Source organism: Pararhodobacter sp., assembly GCF_034676075.1.
GTDB lineage: Bacteria > Pseudomonadota > Alphaproteobacteria > Rhodobacterales > Rhodobacteraceae > Pararhodobacter.
Genome location: NZ_JAUCCQ010000001.1, coordinates 1 through 15,912 on the forward strand (window position 1 = coordinate 1; position 15,912 = coordinate 15,912).

At 67.2% G+C, this 15,912-nt stretch carries 15 protein-coding genes; all 15 read left to right on the top strand.

Translation table 11 applies throughout. The annotated features are described in order from the left end of the window. A partial coding sequence (locus VDQ18_RS00005; protein ID WP_323018980.1) for a TRAP transporter large permease subunit occupies positions 1-647 on the top strand: 647 nt, incomplete at its 5' end. A gap of 9 nt (positions 648-656) precedes the next feature. Next, complete coding sequence (locus VDQ18_RS00010) at positions 657-995, top strand: putative quinol monooxygenase (RefSeq protein ID WP_323018981.1); 339 nt, start codon at positions 657-659, stop codon at positions 993-995. 197 nt (positions 996-1,192) lie between these two features. Further along, positions 1,193-2,686 (top strand): carotenoid oxygenase family protein, encoded by a 1,494-nt coding sequence (locus tag VDQ18_RS00015; protein WP_323018982.1) that lies wholly within the window; start codon positions 1,193-1,195, stop codon positions 2,684-2,686. 11 nt (positions 2,687-2,697) lie between these two features. Continuing rightward, entirely contained in the window at positions 2,698-4,182 is a 1,485-nt protein-coding gene (locus VDQ18_RS00020; RefSeq protein WP_323018983.1) for a carotenoid oxygenase family protein, read from the top strand. Further along, entirely contained in the window at positions 4,182-4,592 is a 411-nt protein-coding gene (locus VDQ18_RS00025) for a lipocalin-like domain-containing protein (RefSeq protein ID WP_323018984.1), read from the top strand. The genes VDQ18_RS00020 and VDQ18_RS00025 overlap by 1 nt, the downstream gene beginning before the upstream one ends. Continuing rightward, positions 4,592-6,268: an aldehyde dehydrogenase family protein gene (locus tag VDQ18_RS00030; protein WP_323018985.1), complete on the top strand. Its 1,677-nt coding sequence runs from the start codon at positions 4,592-4,594 to the stop codon at positions 6,266-6,268. The genes VDQ18_RS00025 and VDQ18_RS00030 overlap by 1 nt, the downstream gene beginning before the upstream one ends. Continuing rightward, positions 6,261-7,190 (top strand): nitronate monooxygenase, encoded by a 930-nt coding sequence (locus tag VDQ18_RS00035; RefSeq protein ID WP_323018986.1) that lies wholly within the window; start codon positions 6,261-6,263, stop codon positions 7,188-7,190. The genes VDQ18_RS00030 and VDQ18_RS00035 overlap by 8 nt, the downstream gene beginning before the upstream one ends. Then, a complete protein-coding gene (locus VDQ18_RS00040) occupies positions 7,187-8,395 on the top strand; it encodes an acetyl-CoA acetyltransferase (protein ID WP_323018987.1) in 1,209 nt (402 codons plus the stop codon). The genes VDQ18_RS00035 and VDQ18_RS00040 overlap by 4 nt, the downstream gene beginning before the upstream one ends. Positions 8,396-8,421: 26 nt before the next feature. Next, positions 8,422-9,606 carry an acetyl-CoA C-acyltransferase gene (locus tag VDQ18_RS00045; protein WP_323018988.1) on the top strand — a complete coding sequence of 395 codons (1,185 nt, stop codon included), beginning with the start codon at positions 8,422-8,424 and terminating at the stop codon, positions 9,604-9,606. Next, entirely contained in the window at positions 9,603-10,538 is a 936-nt protein-coding gene (locus VDQ18_RS00050; protein WP_323018989.1) for a winged helix-turn-helix transcriptional regulator, read from the top strand. Before VDQ18_RS00045 ends, VDQ18_RS00050 begins: the two co-directional genes overlap by 4 nt. After that, positions 10,535-11,419 (top strand): branched-chain amino acid ABC transporter permease, encoded by an 885-nt coding sequence (locus VDQ18_RS00055; protein WP_323018990.1) that lies wholly within the window; start codon positions 10,535-10,537, stop codon positions 11,417-11,419. Before VDQ18_RS00050 ends, VDQ18_RS00055 begins: the two co-directional genes overlap by 4 nt. Before the next feature lie 3 nt (positions 11,420-11,422). After that, positions 11,423-12,499, top strand: a complete 1,077-nt coding sequence (locus VDQ18_RS00060) for a branched-chain amino acid ABC transporter permease (RefSeq protein ID WP_323018991.1) — start codon at positions 11,423-11,425, stop codon at positions 12,497-12,499. Next, positions 12,496-13,257, top strand: coding sequence for an ABC transporter ATP-binding protein (locus VDQ18_RS00065; protein ID WP_323018992.1), 762 nt, complete (start codon positions 12,496-12,498; stop codon positions 13,255-13,257). Before VDQ18_RS00060 ends, VDQ18_RS00065 begins: the two co-directional genes overlap by 4 nt. A 1-nt stretch (position 13,258) precedes the next feature. Then, positions 13,259-14,029, top strand: a complete 771-nt coding sequence (locus tag VDQ18_RS00070) for an ABC transporter ATP-binding protein (RefSeq protein WP_323018993.1) — start codon at positions 13,259-13,261, stop codon at positions 14,027-14,029. Further along, entirely contained in the window at positions 14,026-15,861 is a 1,836-nt protein-coding gene (locus VDQ18_RS00075; RefSeq protein ID WP_323018994.1) for an AMP-dependent synthetase/ligase, read from the top strand. Before VDQ18_RS00070 ends, VDQ18_RS00075 begins: the two co-directional genes overlap by 4 nt. The last annotated feature ends 51 nt before the right edge of the window (positions 15,862-15,912 follow it).

Genomic DNA, 15,912 nt, shown 5'->3' on the forward strand with positions numbered 1-15,912 from the left:
AGGACGGCTGGACCGCGGTCCTGCTGATGGCGGCGGTCTCGGGCGGGATCTATGCCGGGATCTTCTCGGTCAACGAAAGCGCGGCGGTGGGGGCGTTCCTCGCCTTCCTGATCGCGCTGCTGCGCCGCCGCCTGACCTGGCCGCGCTTCTGGTCGGCGCTGCAAGAGACGGCGGCCACCACCTCGATGATCTATCTCATGACCATCGGCGCCTCGATCTTCACCTATGCGGTGACCATCTCGGGCCTGCCCCGGCTGATCGTCGCCGGTATCCAGGACACCGGCCTGCCGGGGATCTGGGTGGTGATGCTGCTGATGGTCATGTACCTGATCCTGGGCTCGATCTTCGAGACGATCTCCAGCATGGTCATCACCATCCCCTTCGTCTTTCCGCTGATCGTCGGCTATGGCTACGACCCGATCTGGTGGGGCGTGCTGACCGTCATGGTGATCGAGATCGGCATGATAACCCCGCCCATCGGCATGAATGTCTTCGTCATGAAGGCGATGCTGCCACGGACCAAGCTGTCGACGATCTTTGCCGGTGTCGCGCCGTTCATCGCCGCGGATATCCTGCGGCTGGGGATCCTGATCGCCTTTCCGGCGCTGTCGCTGTTCCTGGTCAACCTGTTCAACCTGCCGCGCTGAGGGGGCATCATGGCCGTTCTGTGGATCCTGGAAACCAGCCTCGACCCCGAGCGGGTCGGGGATCTGCGCCGACTGGCGGCGGAGATGAGCGAGGTCGTGCGGGCCGAGGAGCCGGGCTGCCTGCGCTACGACTGGCATCTGAACGAGGAGGGCAACCGCTGCCATATCCTCGAGGGCTACGCCGATGACGCGGCGCTGCTGAGCCATGTCGAGGGGTTCAACCGGCGCTGGGCGCGGGCCTTCTTCGGCCTGCTGAAGCCCGAGCGGCTGGTGGTCTATGGCGATCCGGGGCCCGAGGCGCGCGCTGCCATCGCCGCCCTGCGCCCGGTCTACATGCCCAGCCTCTGACCTCCGCATCTTCGCGGCCTAGCGCCCGGTCGGCCCCTCGGTGGCCGGCCGGGATTCGTGCGTTTCCGGGGGAAAGATCCGGGCGGGCCCCCGCCGCTTTGACCCGGATTGAAAATCCATGATTGACAGACTCACCTTTTGGCGGAATCAATAGTTCAAGAACGTAAGTAAGATTCGAGCCTGGCGGAAGGAACACCATGCCCCCTGTCGTGGTCAGAAACTATGCTGGCACCATCGAAGCCGGCGATCACCCTTATCTGCAAGGTCCCTGGACCCCGCTGCACGAGGAGGTGAACGCCGATGACCTCGTCCTCCTTGAGGGCGAGGTGCCGCGTGACATCGACGGCGTCTATCTGCGCAACACGCAAAATCCGCTGCATCAGGCGCTGGATCGCTACCATCCCTTCGACGGGGACGGCATGATCCACATGGCGGCCTTTCGTGACGGAAAGGTGCAGTATCGTAACCGTTTTATCCAGACCAAGGGCCTGAACGCCGAGATCGACAGCGGCGAGCGGCTCTGGGCCGGGCTGATGGAAGATCCCGCGCTGTCCAAGCGCCCCGGCTGGGGCGCCCATGGCGCGCTGAAGGATGCCAGCAGCACCGATGTGGTGGTCCATGCCGGCAAGGCGCTTTCGACCTATTACCAATGCGGCGAGGGGTATCGGATGGATCCGCTGACCCTCGACCAGCAGGGGGTGCCGGACTGGTCGCCCGAACACGGCATCTCGGCCCATACCAAGGTGGACGAGGCGACCGGGGAACTCCTGTTCTTCAACTACTCGAAGACGGCGCCCTACATGCATTACGGCGTGGTCGACCGCTCGGACCGGCTGGTGCATTACACGCCCGTGCCGCTGCCCGGGCCGCGCCTGCCGCATGACATGGCCTTCACGCAGAATTACGCGATCCTCAACGACTTCCCGCTGCACTGGGACCCGGAACTTCTGAAGCGCGACAAGCATGTGGTGCGTTTCTACAAGGACCGGCCGTCGCGCTTTGCCGTGATCCCGCGCCGGGGCGGGGCCGAGGAGATCCGCTGGTTCGAGGCGACGCCGACCTTCGTCCTGCATTTTCTCAACGCCTATGAGGAGGGCGACGAGATCGTGCTGGACGGCTATTTCCAGGAAGACCCGATGCCCACCAATTATGAGGGGGCGCAGCCGGGCTACGAGCGGATGATGTCCTACCTCGACCAGTACAAGATGGGCACGCGGCTGCATCGCTGGCGCTTCAACCTCAAGACCGGTGAGGCGCGCGAGGAACGGCTGGACGACCGCACCCTCGAATTCGGCATGATTAACCAGAAATACGCCGGGCGGCCCTATCGCTACGCCTATTCCGCGGTGCAGGTGCCGGGCTGGTTCATCTTCAACGGCTATGTGAAGCACGACCTTGAGACCGGGCAAAGCTGGCAGCTGACCCTGCCCGAGGGGCATTATGCCAGCGAGGCGCCCTTCGCGCCGCGCATCGGCGCCACGGCGGAGGACGACGGCTACCTCGTCACCTTCGTCATCAACGAGAAGACTGGCAAATCCGAAGTCTGGCTGATCGACGCCCGAGACTTCGAACGGGGCGCGGTCTGCAAATTGCAACTGCCGCATCAGATGGCCAGCGGGACGCATTCCTGCTGGGCCAATGGCGCCGATTTCCGCGATGGCGGGATTCTCGCGCGGGCGGCGATGGGCTGAGGGAGAAAGCCATGGGACTCGAGACGATACCCCCGAACCAGGACTGGCTGGTCGAGAATGCCTCGATGCAGGGGCCCTTCGCGCCGATGCACAACGAGATCGTGGCGCAGGATCTGGAGGTCATCGGCGATCTGCCCGAGGACCTGAACGGGCTCTATGTCCGCAACGGGCCGTCGCCCGCCCATGCCCCGCATGGCAAATACCATTGGTTCGACGGCGACGGCATGCTGCATGCGGTGCGCTTTCAGGGCGGCCGCGCCACCTATCGCAACCGGATGGTGGAAACCGACGGGCTGAAGGCCGAACGCGAGGCGGGCCGGTCGCTGTGGCCCGGGCTGAAGGACCGCATGCCCGACGGCGCGCTGCCGGACGACGCGCTGAAGAACACCGCCAACACCGATGTGAAATTCCACAACGGCAAGCTCTACTCGATGTGGTATCGCGGCGGCGCGGTCTATACCGTCGACCCCGGCAGCCTGCAGACTCTGGGCAAGCTGGAACAGGATCCGCGGCTGGTCGGCCTGCAGATCTCGGCCCATAGCCGGATTGACGAGGCGACGGGCGAATTCATCTTCTTCGCCTATGGCAACCGCCATCCCTACATGCACTATGGGGTGATCGGCGCCGATGGCGCGCTGAAAACCTTCATGCCGGTCGAATTGCCCGGGCCGCGCCTGCCGCATGATTGCGCCATCACGCCGAATTTCACCATCCTGCACGATTTCCCGCTGGTGAATAACCGCGAGGCCCTGCAACGCGGCCGCTATTCGCTGGAATTCCATCAGGACTGGCCGACCCGTTTCGCGGTGATCCCGCGCCACGGCACCCCCGACCAGATTCGCTGGTTCGAGTTCAACCCGCGTTACATGCTGCATGTCTCGAACGCCTGGGAAGAGGTCAACGCCCAGGGCGAGCGCGAGGTGGTGATGCTGGGCACGCCCTATGCCATGCCGCGCGGCTACGATGGCGGGCTCGATGTGCAGCGGCTGCTGTTCACCATCGGCACGCAGGGCACGGATTACGAGCTCTACCAGTGGCGCATGAACCTCGACACCGGGATGACGCGGGAAGGGATCGTCGACGACATCCTGAATACCGAATTCCCGATGATCAACACCCGCTTCCAGGGGCTGAAGAACCGCTACACCTATAACGTGCTGATGGGGCGGCCCCGGACGCTGGAACAGCCGCATTTCGCGGGGCTGGCCAAATACGATCTGCAAACCGGCGCCGCCGTCGCCTATCATCCGGGCGAGGGGTATTGGTTCTCGGAAGCGCCCTTCGCGCCCCGCGACGGTGCGACCGAGGAAGACGACGGCTATGTCGTGGGCTTCGTCTGGAACGGGCTCGCGAACCGCTCCGAGGTCTGGGTCACCGATGCGCGCGATATCTCGAAAGGGCCGATCGCCCGGGTGATCGTGCCGCAGCGGGTGCCGCATGGCTTCCATTCCTGCTGGGTGCGCGAAGACCAACTGACGGCGGCACAGGTCGCGTGATGCCGGATCTGGGAGGAACCTGGCATCTGATCGGTTGGGAGATCGAGTCGGAGGGGCGCGTCACGCATCCCTTCGGCGAGGCCCCGGCCGGGATGATCTGCTACACGGCCGATGGCTTCATGTCGGCCTGCATCGCCCGGGCCGACCGGCCCCACTGGTCGGCCGGCAATCCGCGCAAGGCGCCGGATGCCGAGCGGCTCGCGGCTTTCGAGAGCTATTTCCACTACGCCGGGACCTGGCGGATCGAGGACCGCGACGGCATCCCCCATGTGGTCCATGCCGTGACCCACAGCCTGAACCCCGATTTCCCGGGCAGCGAGCAGGTGCGGAGGATCGACCTGTCTGGCGACCGGCTGACCCTGTCGGCGCAGGAAGGCCCGCGCCATCACCGGCTGCGGTGGAGGCGCTGATGCTGGATCATTCCGCCCTTCTGGCCCGCGCGCGTCAGGCCTGTTCTGACCGCGCCTGCTGGTCGCCCTATCCCGAGATGCCGAAACTCTACCCCGAGGGCGAGGCCGCCGCCGCCGCAGGCAAGGCCGCGTTCGAGGCGCTGCTGGGTCAGCCCTTCGCGCTGGATCTGCCGGGCGTGACCGGGCAGGCGGGCGAGGAGATCTCGCCCTATACGCAAGAACCCCTCGGCATCACCTATCCGCAGGCCGATCCCGATACGCTCTTTGCCGCCGCCCGGGCCGCGATCCCGGGCTGGGCCGGGGCCGGGATCGACACGCGGCTGAACCTGCTGATGGAGGGCCTTGACCGGCTCTATCGCCAGCATCTGTTCACGCTGGTCCATGCGGTGATGCATACCGCCGGGCAAAGCTACAACATGGCCTATGCCGGATCGGGCGTGAACGCGCTCGACCGCGGGATCGAGGCCTTGGTCTATGCCGAACAGGCGATGCGGGCGGTGGCGCCGCAGGCCCGCTGGACCCGGCGCTTCGGTCCCGACGAGATCGCGCTGGACAAGACCTATCGGCTGGTGCCGCGCGGGGTCGCCGTCTGTTTCACCTGCGCCAGCTTCCCGACCTGGAACGCCTGGCCCTCGATGCTGGCCAGCCTTGCGACCGGCAACGCGGTGATCGTGAAGCCGCATCCGGCGAGCGTGCTGCCGATGGCGATCTCCGTGCGGGTGTTCCGGGCGCTGCTGGCGGAACAGGGGTTCGATCCCAATTTGGTGACGCTCTGCCTCGACACGCTGGAGGCGCCGCTGGGCAAGGTGCTGATCAAGCACGAGGATTGCGCCATCGTCGATTTCACCGGCTCGGCCCGCTTCGGCCAATGGGTCGAGGCCAATGCCCATCCGGCGCTGGCCTTCACCGAGACCTCGGGCTGCAACACCGTGGTGCTGGCCGGGGCCGAGGATCTGGACGCGGCGATCCGCTCGCTGGCGACGACCATGTGCATGTTCTCGGCGCAGATGTGTACCAGCCCGCAGAACGTCTATCTGCCGCCCTGGATCGACACGCCCGAGGGCCCTGTTTCCCGGGACGAGGTGGCAGCACGGCTCGCGTCGGCCATCGCCCGGCTGACCGAGGATCCGCGCCGCGCCGCGATGATCCTTGCCACCGTGCAGGGCGCTGGGACTCTGGCGCTTATCGAGGCGATGCGGCGCGAGGGGCAGGCTCGGGGCCGGGTGCTGCTGGACAGCCGCCCCTATGCCCATCCCGATTTCCCCGATGCCCGGACCGCCACGCCCTTGCTTGTCAGCCTCGGCAAGGAGGCCCGCGATCTCTATGCCGAGGAACGCTTCGGCCCCATCGGCTTCGTCATCGCCTGCAACAGCGCCGAGGATGCGCTGGAACAGGCGACGCGGGACGCGCGGGAAAAGGGCGGGATCACCGGCTTCCTCTATGCGCGGGACGAGGGCTTCATCGCCCGGGCCGAAGCCGCCTATGCCCGCGCCGGGGCGCAGCTGACCATCAACCTGACCGGCGCCATGCCGCTCAATTTCGCCGCCGCCTACAGCGATTACCACGTCACCGGCCTGAACGGCGCGGGCAATGCCGCGCTGACCACGCTGGCCTTTGTCGCCTCGCGCTTTGCCGTGACCCAATCCCGCCGACCCGTGAGAAACGACCATGACTGACGCCCTCCGCCTGCCGGTCTTTGCCGCGCCGATGTTCCTTGTGTCCGGCCCCGATCTGGTGATTGCCGCCTGCAAGGCGGGGATCGTCGGCGCCTTCCCGACGCCCAATTGCCGCAGCATCGAGCAGCTGGACGAATGGATGACCCGCATCAGGGCCGAGGTCGGAACACGGCCCTGGTGCGCGAACCTGGTCACCCATTCCTCGAACGCGCGCCTGCCGCAGGATCTGGCACTGATCGCCAAGCATCAGCCGCCCTTCGTGGTGACCGCGCTCGGCTCGCCGAAACCGGCCATCGAGACGGTGCATGCTTATGGCGGCAAGGTCATCGCCGATGTCACCAGCGTCGCGCTGGCGAAGAAGGCCATTGCCGCGGGCGCCGACGGGCTGGCCTGCATCTGCGCGGGGGCGGGCGGGCATACCGGCACGCTCTCGCCCTTCGCCTTCATCAGCGCGGTCAGGGCCTTCTTCGACGGGCCGCTGATCGTCGGCGGGGGCATCAGCGACGGCGCGGGCATCGCGGGCGCCATCGCGGCGGGGGCGGATTACGTCTATATGGGGACCTCGTTCATCGCCGCCGAGGAAAGCCTGGCGCCTGCGGCCTACAAGGACATGCTGGCGGCCGCCCAGATCGAGGATCTGCTGGTCAGCGCCGGGATCACCGGCACACCGGCCAGCTGGCTGAAACCCTCGCTGCGCGACAACGGCATGGATCCCGACAACATGCCCGACGCACCCGGCCGGGCCTATGACAGCAGCCAGAGCTTCAAGGGCAAACGCTGGGCCGATGTCTGGTCGGCGGGGCAGGGCGTTGGCGCGGTCAAGGGAACCGAACCCGCGGCGGTGATCGTCGAGCGGTTGGCCCGGGAATTCGACGCGGCACAGGCGCGGCTTGCCGCCCGGCGCGAACGGAGCCTGGCATGACCTATATCCTTGGTACGTCGCAGAGCGATTTCGCCCGCGTCTGGTCGCGCGAAGGGCTGGACCTGTCGGACATGATCCGCGACTCCGTGCTGGACGCGCTGGAGGATGCGCAGGTCAGCCCGGCCGAGATCGGCAGCATCCATGTCGGCAATGCCTTCGGCGAATTGCAGCGCCAGCAGGCGCATCTGGGCTCGATGGTGGCGCAGGTGGTGCCCGAACTCTGGGGCGTGCCGGCCATGCGCCACGAGGGGGCCTGCGCCAGCGCCTCGCTTGCCGTGCTGGCGGCGATGGCCGAGATCGAGGCCGGGCGCTATGAGTGCATTCTGGTGGTTGGCGCCGAGGAATTGAAGAACACCAAGGGCGATGTGGCCTCGGTCAACCAGAATGCCGCCGGCTGGCAGGGGCATGAGGAGATCGACTGCCGCTTCCTCTGGCCCGCGGTTTTCGGCCTCGCCGCGCAGGAATACGAGGCGCGCTATGGCCTCGACCGCCGCCACCTCAACCGCATTGCCGAGCTGAATTACGCGAATGCCCGAAAGAACCCGCTGGCCCAGACCCGCGGCTGGGCGTTCAACGCGCTCAGCTTCACCGATGACGACAACGCCAACCCGATGATCGAGCCCGGCACGCGGCGGCAGGATTGCGGCCAGATCACCGACGGCGCCGCCTCGCTGGTGCTGGCCTCGCCCGCCTTCGCCGCCGACTGGGCGCGGCGGACCGGGGGCCGGGCGGCGCGGATTGCCGGTTGGGGGCATCACAACGCAGGGCTCCGCTTCAAGGACAAGCTGGCGCGGCAGGGGGACTACGTCTTCCCGCATGTGCGGCAGACCATCGAGGATGCCTGGCGCCGCGCCGGGATCGGCGGGATCGAGGCGATCAGCGGGGTCGAGACGCATGATTGCTTCACCACCACCGAATACATCGCCATCGACCATCTGGGTCTGACCGCGCCCGGGCAAAGCTGGCAGGCCATCGAGGATGGCAGCATCGAGGCGGGCGGACGCTGCCCGGTTAATCTGTCGGGCGGGCTCATCGGCTGCGGCCATCCGGTCGGCGCCACTGGCACGCGGATGCTGCGCGACGCGGCGCGGCAGGTGACGGGGCAGGCGGGCGACGTGCAGATCGACGGCGCCCGGCGCGTGCAGACGCTGAACATCGGCGGCAGCTTCGGCACCGTGGTCAGTTTCGTCGTCGAAAGCGCCTGAGGCTCGGACGGGACAGGGAGAAGAACGTGTCGGATATTGTCATCATCGACGCCCTGCGGACCCCGCGCGGACGGGGCAACGCCAAGGGCGCGCTGGCGGGCGTGACGCCCGTGGACCTGCTGGCGGCGCCACTGTCGGCACTGGCCGAGCGGCACGATCTGCGCGGGCGGGTGCTGGCCGATGCGGTCTTCGGCTGCGTCACCCAGACCGCCGAGCAGGGCGCCAATATCGGAAAGCTGGGCCTGATCGCGGCGGGCTATGGCGACAGCGTGCCGGGCGTGACCATCAACCGCTATTGCGCCAGCGGCCTCAGCGCGCTGGGGCTCGCGGCACTCAGGGCCGGGGCCGAGGATGCGCTGGCCCTCGCCGGTGGGGTCGAGAGCATGTCTCGGGTGCCGATGGCCTCGGACAAGGGGCCGCTCACCCATGATTTCGCCTTCCAGAAGGCGGCGGGGCTGATCCCCATCGGCATCAGCGCCGATGCCGTGGCCACCGCCGAAGGCTTCAGCCGCGCCGAGTGCGACGCCTATGCGGCAGAGAGCCAGCGCCGGGCGGTGGCGGCGCGGGACAGCGGCGCCTTCGCCTCGCTGGTCGCGGTCGGCGGGCTTGCGGCGGACGAAACCCCGCGCCCCGGCACCAGCGCCGAGAGCCTTTCGGCCCTCACCCCCGCCTTTGCCGAGATGGGCGCAAAATACGGTCTCGATGCCGCGATCATGGCCCATGCCGGGCTGGAAAGGGTGGATCACGTCCACCACGCGGGCAATTCGCCCGCCATGGCCGATGGCGCCTCGGCGGTGCTGCTGGGCACGGCGGCGGCCGCGTCCCGCGCCGGGCTGAAACCCCGGGCGCGGGTGCTGGCGGTGGCAGAGCTGTCGGTCGACCGCGTGCTGGCGCTGACCGGCTCGGTCGATGCGGCGCGGGTGGCGCTGGTCAAGGCCGGGCTGACCTCCGACGACATCGACCTATTCGAGGTGAATGAAAGCTTCGCCGCCCTCGCCCTGCATTTCGCCCGCCACCTGGAGGTGCCGCTGGACCGGCTCAACGTCAACGGCGGCGCCATCGCGCTGGGTCATGCCATGGGCTCGACCGGAACCGCCCTGATCGGCACCGCGCTCGATGAACTGGAACGCCGGGGCGCCCGCCGGGCGCTGATCGCCGCCTGTGGCGCGGCGGGGCTGGCCTCGGCCGTGATCGTCGAGCGCGTCGCATGAGCGAGGCGCAGGATCTGGACCTGATGCGCGACGCGCTGTCGACCTCGGTTCTCAGCCATGCGCTGAAGCTGATCGGCGACCGCTGGACGATGCAGATCCTGATGGGCGCCTTTATCGGTGTGAAGCGCTTCGACGACTTCCAGACCCGCCTCAACATCCCCCGCCGCACCCTGTCGGACCGGCTGCGGGCGCTGGTGGCGATGGATATGCTCCGACCCCGGCTCTATCAGGAACGGCCCGAGCGCTACGCCTATCACCTGACCCGCAAGGGCATGGCGATCTATGAGGCGACGCTGATGACCTGGGATTGGGAGCACCGCTTCGGCGAGAACCGCATCGCGCTGCCCTCGCGGCTGATCCACACGCCCTGCGGCCACCGCTTCCTGCCGCAACTGGTCTGCGAGCATTGCGGCGAACCGGCGACGATGCACGAGCTGGAGCTGCGGCTGAAGCCGAACCCGCATCTGCCGCATGACACCGGCGGGCCGGACCGGGCGCCCAAGGTGACCGTCAAGGACGGGGCAATGTCGCATCTGGCGCTCAGGCTGGACCGCTGGTCGCTGATGATCGTCGCGGCGCAGGTGCTCGGGTGCCGGCATTTCGACCAGATGGCCTATGTGCTGAGGATCAGCGCCCCGCTGCTGAGCCGTCGACTGGCGGCGATGGTCGAGGCGGGCCTGCTGACCGTCGAGCAGGACCGCGAGGACGGTCGCCGCCGGGTCTATCTGTTGACCCCGGCCAGCCGGGCGCTGTTCCCCTACATCACGCTGCTTTCGACCTGGGCGAGCGAGCAGCTCTTTCACGAGCCAAGCTCGATCCGCCCCTATCACAAGACATGCGGCAAGCCTTTCGTGCCGCGCGCGACCTGCGGCCATTGCCACCAGCGGCTGCAGGCCTGGGACGTGACTTTCGAAACGGGGCAGGGAACATGAGCAGCCATCTGGAACTTTTTGCCCAACTCACCGCCAATGGCGTCGCCGTCGGCTCGATCTATGCGTTGGTCGCGCTGGGGATCGTGCTGATCCACAAGGCGACCGAGGTGCTGAATTTCGCCCATGGCGACTTGCTGGTCGTCGCGGCCTTCAGCGCCTGGGCGCTGATCGACAAGGCGGGGCTGTCCTTCTGGCTGGTGTTGCCGCTGGTCGCGCTGGCCATGGGGGTGCTGGCCTATGGCATCGACGCGCTGGTGGTGCGGCGGATCGTCGGCCAGCCGCAATTCGCGGGCGTCATGCTGACCATCGCCATCGCCTTCATGATGCGGGGCCTCGTGAGCATGGGATTCGGCACGGAATCGCAAAGCTATGCCACGCCCTGGACCGGCTCCTCGACCGAGATCCTGGGCATCACCGTGGCCGATCTGTCCCTGGTCATCATGGGATCGGTGCTGCTGATCGCGGCGCTGCTGTGGCTCTTCTTCCGCTACACAAGGCTCGGGATCGCCATGCAGGCGGCCAGCCAGAACCAACTGGCGGCGCATCTGAACGGCGTCCGGGTCAAGCGGGTCAATTCGCTGGTCTGGGCGCTGGCCGGGGTGACGGCGGCGGTCGCCGGTATCTTCCTGGCGCCGATCACGCTGGTCGATACCTCGTTGTGGCTGATCACGCTCAAGGCGCTGGCGGCGATCGTGCTGGGCGGGTTCGGCAGCCTGCCGGGCGCGGTGATCGGCGGCATCCTGATCGGGCTGATCGAGCAATACGCGGGCGTCTATCTGATGCATGGCGTCAAGGATATCGCCGCCTATCTGGTCCTGATCCTCGTGCTGATCCTGCGGCCGACCGGGATCATGGGCGAAGCCCATGGTCGGAGGGTCTGAACCATGCGCTTCGACTATCACACGCAGTACCGACAGGGGTTCGCGCTGCTGCCCCATACCAGCGACCGCGTGCTCTATGGCCTGCTGATCGCCCTCTTGCTGGCGGTGCCCTTCTTCGCCTCGACCTATCTGCTGGGCGAGCTAGGCTATGTCCTGATCCTGTGCATCGCCGCCATGGGCCTGATGGTGCTGACCGGCTTCACCGGGCAGGTCAGCCTGGGGCATGCGAGTTTCGTCGCCATCGGCGCCTATGCTCATGCCTGGCTGATGACCCAGGGCCTGCCCTTCGCCCTGTCGCTGCCCTTGGCCGCGCTGATCTCGGCCGGGGCAGGGCTGGTCGTCGGGATCCCGGCGATCCGCGTGTCGGGCCTTTACCTCGCCATGGTGACGCTGGCCTTTTCAATCGTGGTGGAACAGGTGATCGGCCTCTGGCGCGGGGTGACCGGCGGGTTCATGGGCATGCTGGTGCCGAACCCGGACCTTCTGGGCCTGTCGCTGTCCTCGCCCCGCGCCTTCTATTACGTCTGCCTGTTCTTCACGCTGGCGGTTCTGCTGGTGCTTCTGAACCTGATGCGCTCGGGCATCGGGCGCTCCTTCGTCGGCGTCCGGGATTCCGAGGCCGCGGCCTATGCGCTGGGTATCCCTGTCAAGCGGGTCAAGGTCGGCGCCTTCGGCCTGTCTGCCGGGGTGACGGGGCTGGCTGGCGCGCTGATGGCCCATCACATCGGCTATCTGACACCCGACGCCTTCACCCTGCTTTTGTCGCTCGATCTGGTGCTGATGGTGGTGATCGGCGGCATGGGCAGTCTGCGCGGCGCCATCCTCGGCGCGATCCTGATCAGCCTGCTGCCTCGCGCCGTCGCCGCGCTGAAGGCGCTGTTGCCGGACGCCATGGCCCGCCAATCGGGGATGGAGATCTTCGTCGCGGGCGCGGTGCTGGCCTTCTTCGTGCTCTTCGAACCGATGGGCCTCAACGGTCGCTGGCTGAAGCTCCGCGCGCTGTGGGAGAGTTTCCCGCTTTACCGCCGCGACACCTTCCGCCGCCAGAAAAGCTACATGCGTTCGGAGAGGAACCGATGACCGCGCTTCTGGAACTCGACGAGGTGGAACTTGCCTTCGGCGGGCTGGTCGCCATCGGTGGCCTGTCGCTCAGGGTCGACAAGGGCGAGGTTCTGGCGGTGATCGGCCCCAATGGCGCCGGCAAGACCTCGATGCTGAACCTGGTGACACGGGTTTTCAACGCGCGCCGGGGGCGGATCCGCTTCAAGGGGCAGGACATCGCCCAGCTGCCGCGCGCGCGCATCGCCCATCTGGGCATCGCGCGGACCTTCCAGAACATCGAGCTGTTCGATGCGGCCACCGTGCTCGACAACCTGCTGCTGGGCCGTCACCGCTTCGGCTCGGGCGGCTGGTGGCAGCAGGTCCTGCGCACGCCCGCGCTCACAAGGCTGGAGGAACGCCATCGCGCCAAGGCCGAGGAGGTGATCGAATTCCTCGACCTCTCGCCCTGGCGCAACGCGCGGGTGGCGGGTCTGCCCTACGGCGTGCGCAAGGTGGTGGAATTGGGACGGGCGCTGTGTGCCGAGCCGGAACTGCTGTTTCTGGACGAACCCGCCTCGGGGCTGAACCCCGAGGAAACCCGCGATCTGGCCTTCTGGATCGAGGATATCCGCACCGACCTGGGCATCACCGTGGTGATGATCGAACACGACATGTCGCTGGTTTCGGCCGTGGCCGACCGGGTGGTCTGCATGGCGCAGGGCAAGATGCTGGCCGAGGGCACGCCCGCCGAGGTTCAGGGCCACCCCGACGTCATCGCCGCCTATCTGGGGACGTAACATGCTGCTGGATGTACAGAATCTGGAAACCTGGTACGGCCCGATCGCGGCGATGAAGGGCGTCAATCTGACGGTGGCCGAGGGCCGGATCGTCGCCGTGCTGGGCGCCAACGGGGCGGGCAAGACGACGCTGCTGAATACGCTGGCTGGTGTCATCGACCCGTTCAAGGGTCAGGCGCTGTTCCTGGGGCAGCCGGTGCAGGGCCTCGACGCGGATGAGGTGGCGCGGCGGGGCCTCGTGCTGGTGCCCGAGGGGCGGCAGATCTATCCGTTCCTCTCGGTGCGCGACAATCTGATGATGGGCGCCTATGCCCGCCGGGATCGCGACGCCGTTGCCCGCGATCTTGAGAAGGTGCAGGCGTGGTTTCCCCGCCTCAAGGAACGCGACGCGCAGCACGCGGGGCTTCTGTCGGGCGGCGAGCAGCAGATGGTGGCCATCGGTCGGGCGTATCTGTCTGCGCCGAAGCTTCTGATGCTGGACGAACCCAGCCTCGGCCTGTCGCCGCGTCTGGTGCAGGAGATCTTCACCATCATCCGCCGCATCCGGGACGAGACCGGCACCGCGGTGCTGGTGGTCGAACAGAACGCCGCCGTCGCGCTCAAGCATGGCGATGATGGCTATATCATGGAACTGGGCCGCATCGTCGCCGCCGATACCTGCCTTGAACTCTCGCGCAAGGAAGACGTGCGCGAGGCCTATCTCGGCGGGCGCGAGGCCGAGGGGCTGAGCGGTACGGCGCAACGCTGGAAGCGGCGGAGGACCTGGCGATGAACGCGATGATGACCCATCCCCTGACCTTTGTCGGTCACGCCACCCCCGCCGCCGTCTTCCGCGCCCGGGCGCAGGAATGGGCGGCGATGCCCGCCCTTCGGCACAAGCGGCGGGGCCTCTGGCAGAGCCTGACCTGGGCCGATTACTACGCCCAGGCCCGCGCTCTGGGTCTGGCGCTTGCCGATCTGGGCGTCCGGCGGGGCGAGGTCGTCGCGGTTCTGGCCGAGAACCGGCCGGAATGGGTGATCGCCGATATCGGCGCTCAGGCCATGGGGATCGTCGGCAACGGCATCTATCCCACCGCCTCACCCGAGCAGATGCGCTACATCCTGCAAGACAGCGAAACCCGGGTGCTGATCGTCGAGAACCAGGAGCAGCTGGAAAAGGCGCTGGCCGTGCGGGCCGAATGCCAGGCGCTGGTCAAGATCGTGGTGATTGATCCCGAGGGGCTGCGCAAGCTCTCGGACCCCGATGTCCTCTTCTGGAGCGACCTCTTGGAGCGGGGGATGGCGCTGGCCCAGACCCGCGCGGCAGAGTTCGAGGCGGCAATCGACGCGGGCCGCTCGGCGGATCTGGCGTTCCTTGTCTATACCTCCGGCACCACCGGGGCGCCCAAGGGGGCGATGATCTCGAACGCGAATGCCATCTTCCAGATGCAGAAGGCGACCGAGTATCTGGACGCCAAGCCCGGCGACAAGTCGCTGAGCTTCCTGCCGCTGTGCCATATCGCCGAGCGCATGGCCTCGGTCTTCAACCCCTTGGCGCTGGGGCTGATCGTGCATTTCCCCGAAAACGCCGGGACCGTGCAGAACGATCTGCGCGAGGTGGCGCCGCATGTGGTCTTCGCCCCGCCGCGCTTTTGGGAAAAGATGCATTCGGCGGTGGAATTGTTCCTGCGCGACGCCACAGGCCCCGCCCGCTGGACCTATCGCACGGCGCTGAAACGGGGGCGCGCCGGGGTCGAGGCGCGGCTCACGGGGGCTGCGCCGCCCCGGCCCGGGCCGCTCGACGCGTTGCTGAACCGGCTGGCTTTCCGCAACATCAAGGTGTTCCTCGGGCTTCAGAACTGCCGCAGCGCGCTGACCGGCGCCGCCCCGGTGCCGCCGGATCTGATCCGCTGGTTCCTGTCCATCGGCATCGAACTGCGCGAGGCTTTCGGCATGACCGAAACCGCCGGTTTCGCGGCCTCCACCCCCTCGGGCGGGATCCGGCTGGGCTGGGCGGGCACCGCCGCCAGGGGCACCGAGATCCGTATCGCCGAGGAGGGCGAGATCCAGATCCGCGGCCCCAATGTCTTTGCCGGCTACTGGCGCCAGGCCGACAAGACCGCCGAGACGATCCTGCCTGACGGCTGGCTCAGGACCGGCGATTGCGGTGAGGTCAGCTCCGACGGCTATCTGGCGATCCGCGACAGGATCAAGGACATCATCATCACTGCGGGCGGCAAGAACATCACGCCGACCCAGATCGAGAGCCAGCTGAAATTCAGCCCCTTCATCACCGATGCGGTGGTGATCGGCGAGGGGCGGCGGTTCCTGACCGCGTTGGTGATGATCGACCTCGAACACGTCAGCCGCTTCGCGCAGGAACAGGCGATCCCCTACACGGATTTCGCCAGCCTGACCCGGGCCGAGGGCGTGGTGCAGCTGATCCGGGCCGAGATCGAGGCGGTCAATCCCCGCCTCGCCCGGGTCGAGCAGATCAAGGATTTCCGCATCATCGACCAGTTGCTGACGGCCGAGGACGAGGAACTGACGCCGACCATGAAGCTGAAACGCAAGGTCATCGCGCAGAAATACCGACCGCTTATCGACGGCATGTACCCCTCCTGAGGCGGCAGGACGGGGAAGGGAGAAGGCCGAATGTCATTCCGCCAGTTGAAC

Excerpts from the sequence above, each read along its gene's own strand:
- VDQ18_RS00010 (WP_323018981.1), top strand. The coding sequence starts at position 657 with ATGGCCGTTCTGTGGATCCTGGAAACCAGCCTCGACCCCGAGCGGGTC.
- VDQ18_RS00070 (WP_323018993.1), top strand. The coding sequence starts at position 13,259 with ATGCTGCTGGATGTACAGAATCTGGAAACCTGGTACGGCCCGATCGCG.
- VDQ18_RS00060 (WP_323018991.1), top strand. The coding sequence starts at position 11,423 with ATGCGCTTCGACTATCACACGCAGTACCGACAGGGGTTCGCGCTGCTG.
- VDQ18_RS00040 (WP_323018987.1), top strand. The coding sequence starts at position 7,187 with ATGACCTATATCCTTGGTACGTCGCAGAGCGATTTCGCCCGCGTCTGG.
- VDQ18_RS00025 (WP_323018984.1), top strand. The coding sequence starts at position 4,182 with ATGCCGGATCTGGGAGGAACCTGGCATCTGATCGGTTGGGAGATCGAG.
- VDQ18_RS00055 (WP_323018990.1), top strand. The coding sequence starts at position 10,535 with ATGAGCAGCCATCTGGAACTTTTTGCCCAACTCACCGCCAATGGCGTC.
- VDQ18_RS00075 (WP_323018994.1), top strand. The coding sequence starts at position 14,026 with ATGAACGCGATGATGACCCATCCCCTGACCTTTGTCGGTCACGCCACC.
- VDQ18_RS00065 (WP_323018992.1), top strand. The coding sequence starts at position 12,496 with ATGACCGCGCTTCTGGAACTCGACGAGGTGGAACTTGCCTTCGGCGGG.
- VDQ18_RS00030 (WP_323018985.1), top strand. The coding sequence starts at position 4,592 with ATGCTGGATCATTCCGCCCTTCTGGCCCGCGCGCGTCAGGCCTGTTCT.
- VDQ18_RS00050 (WP_323018989.1), top strand. The coding sequence starts at position 9,603 with ATGAGCGAGGCGCAGGATCTGGACCTGATGCGCGACGCGCTGTCGACC.
- VDQ18_RS00020 (WP_323018983.1), top strand. The coding sequence starts at position 2,698 with ATGGGACTCGAGACGATACCCCCGAACCAGGACTGGCTGGTCGAGAAT.
- VDQ18_RS00035 (WP_323018986.1), top strand. The coding sequence starts at position 6,261 with ATGACTGACGCCCTCCGCCTGCCGGTCTTTGCCGCGCCGATGTTCCTT.
- VDQ18_RS00015 (WP_323018982.1), top strand. The coding sequence starts at position 1,193 with ATGCCCCCTGTCGTGGTCAGAAACTATGCTGGCACCATCGAAGCCGGC.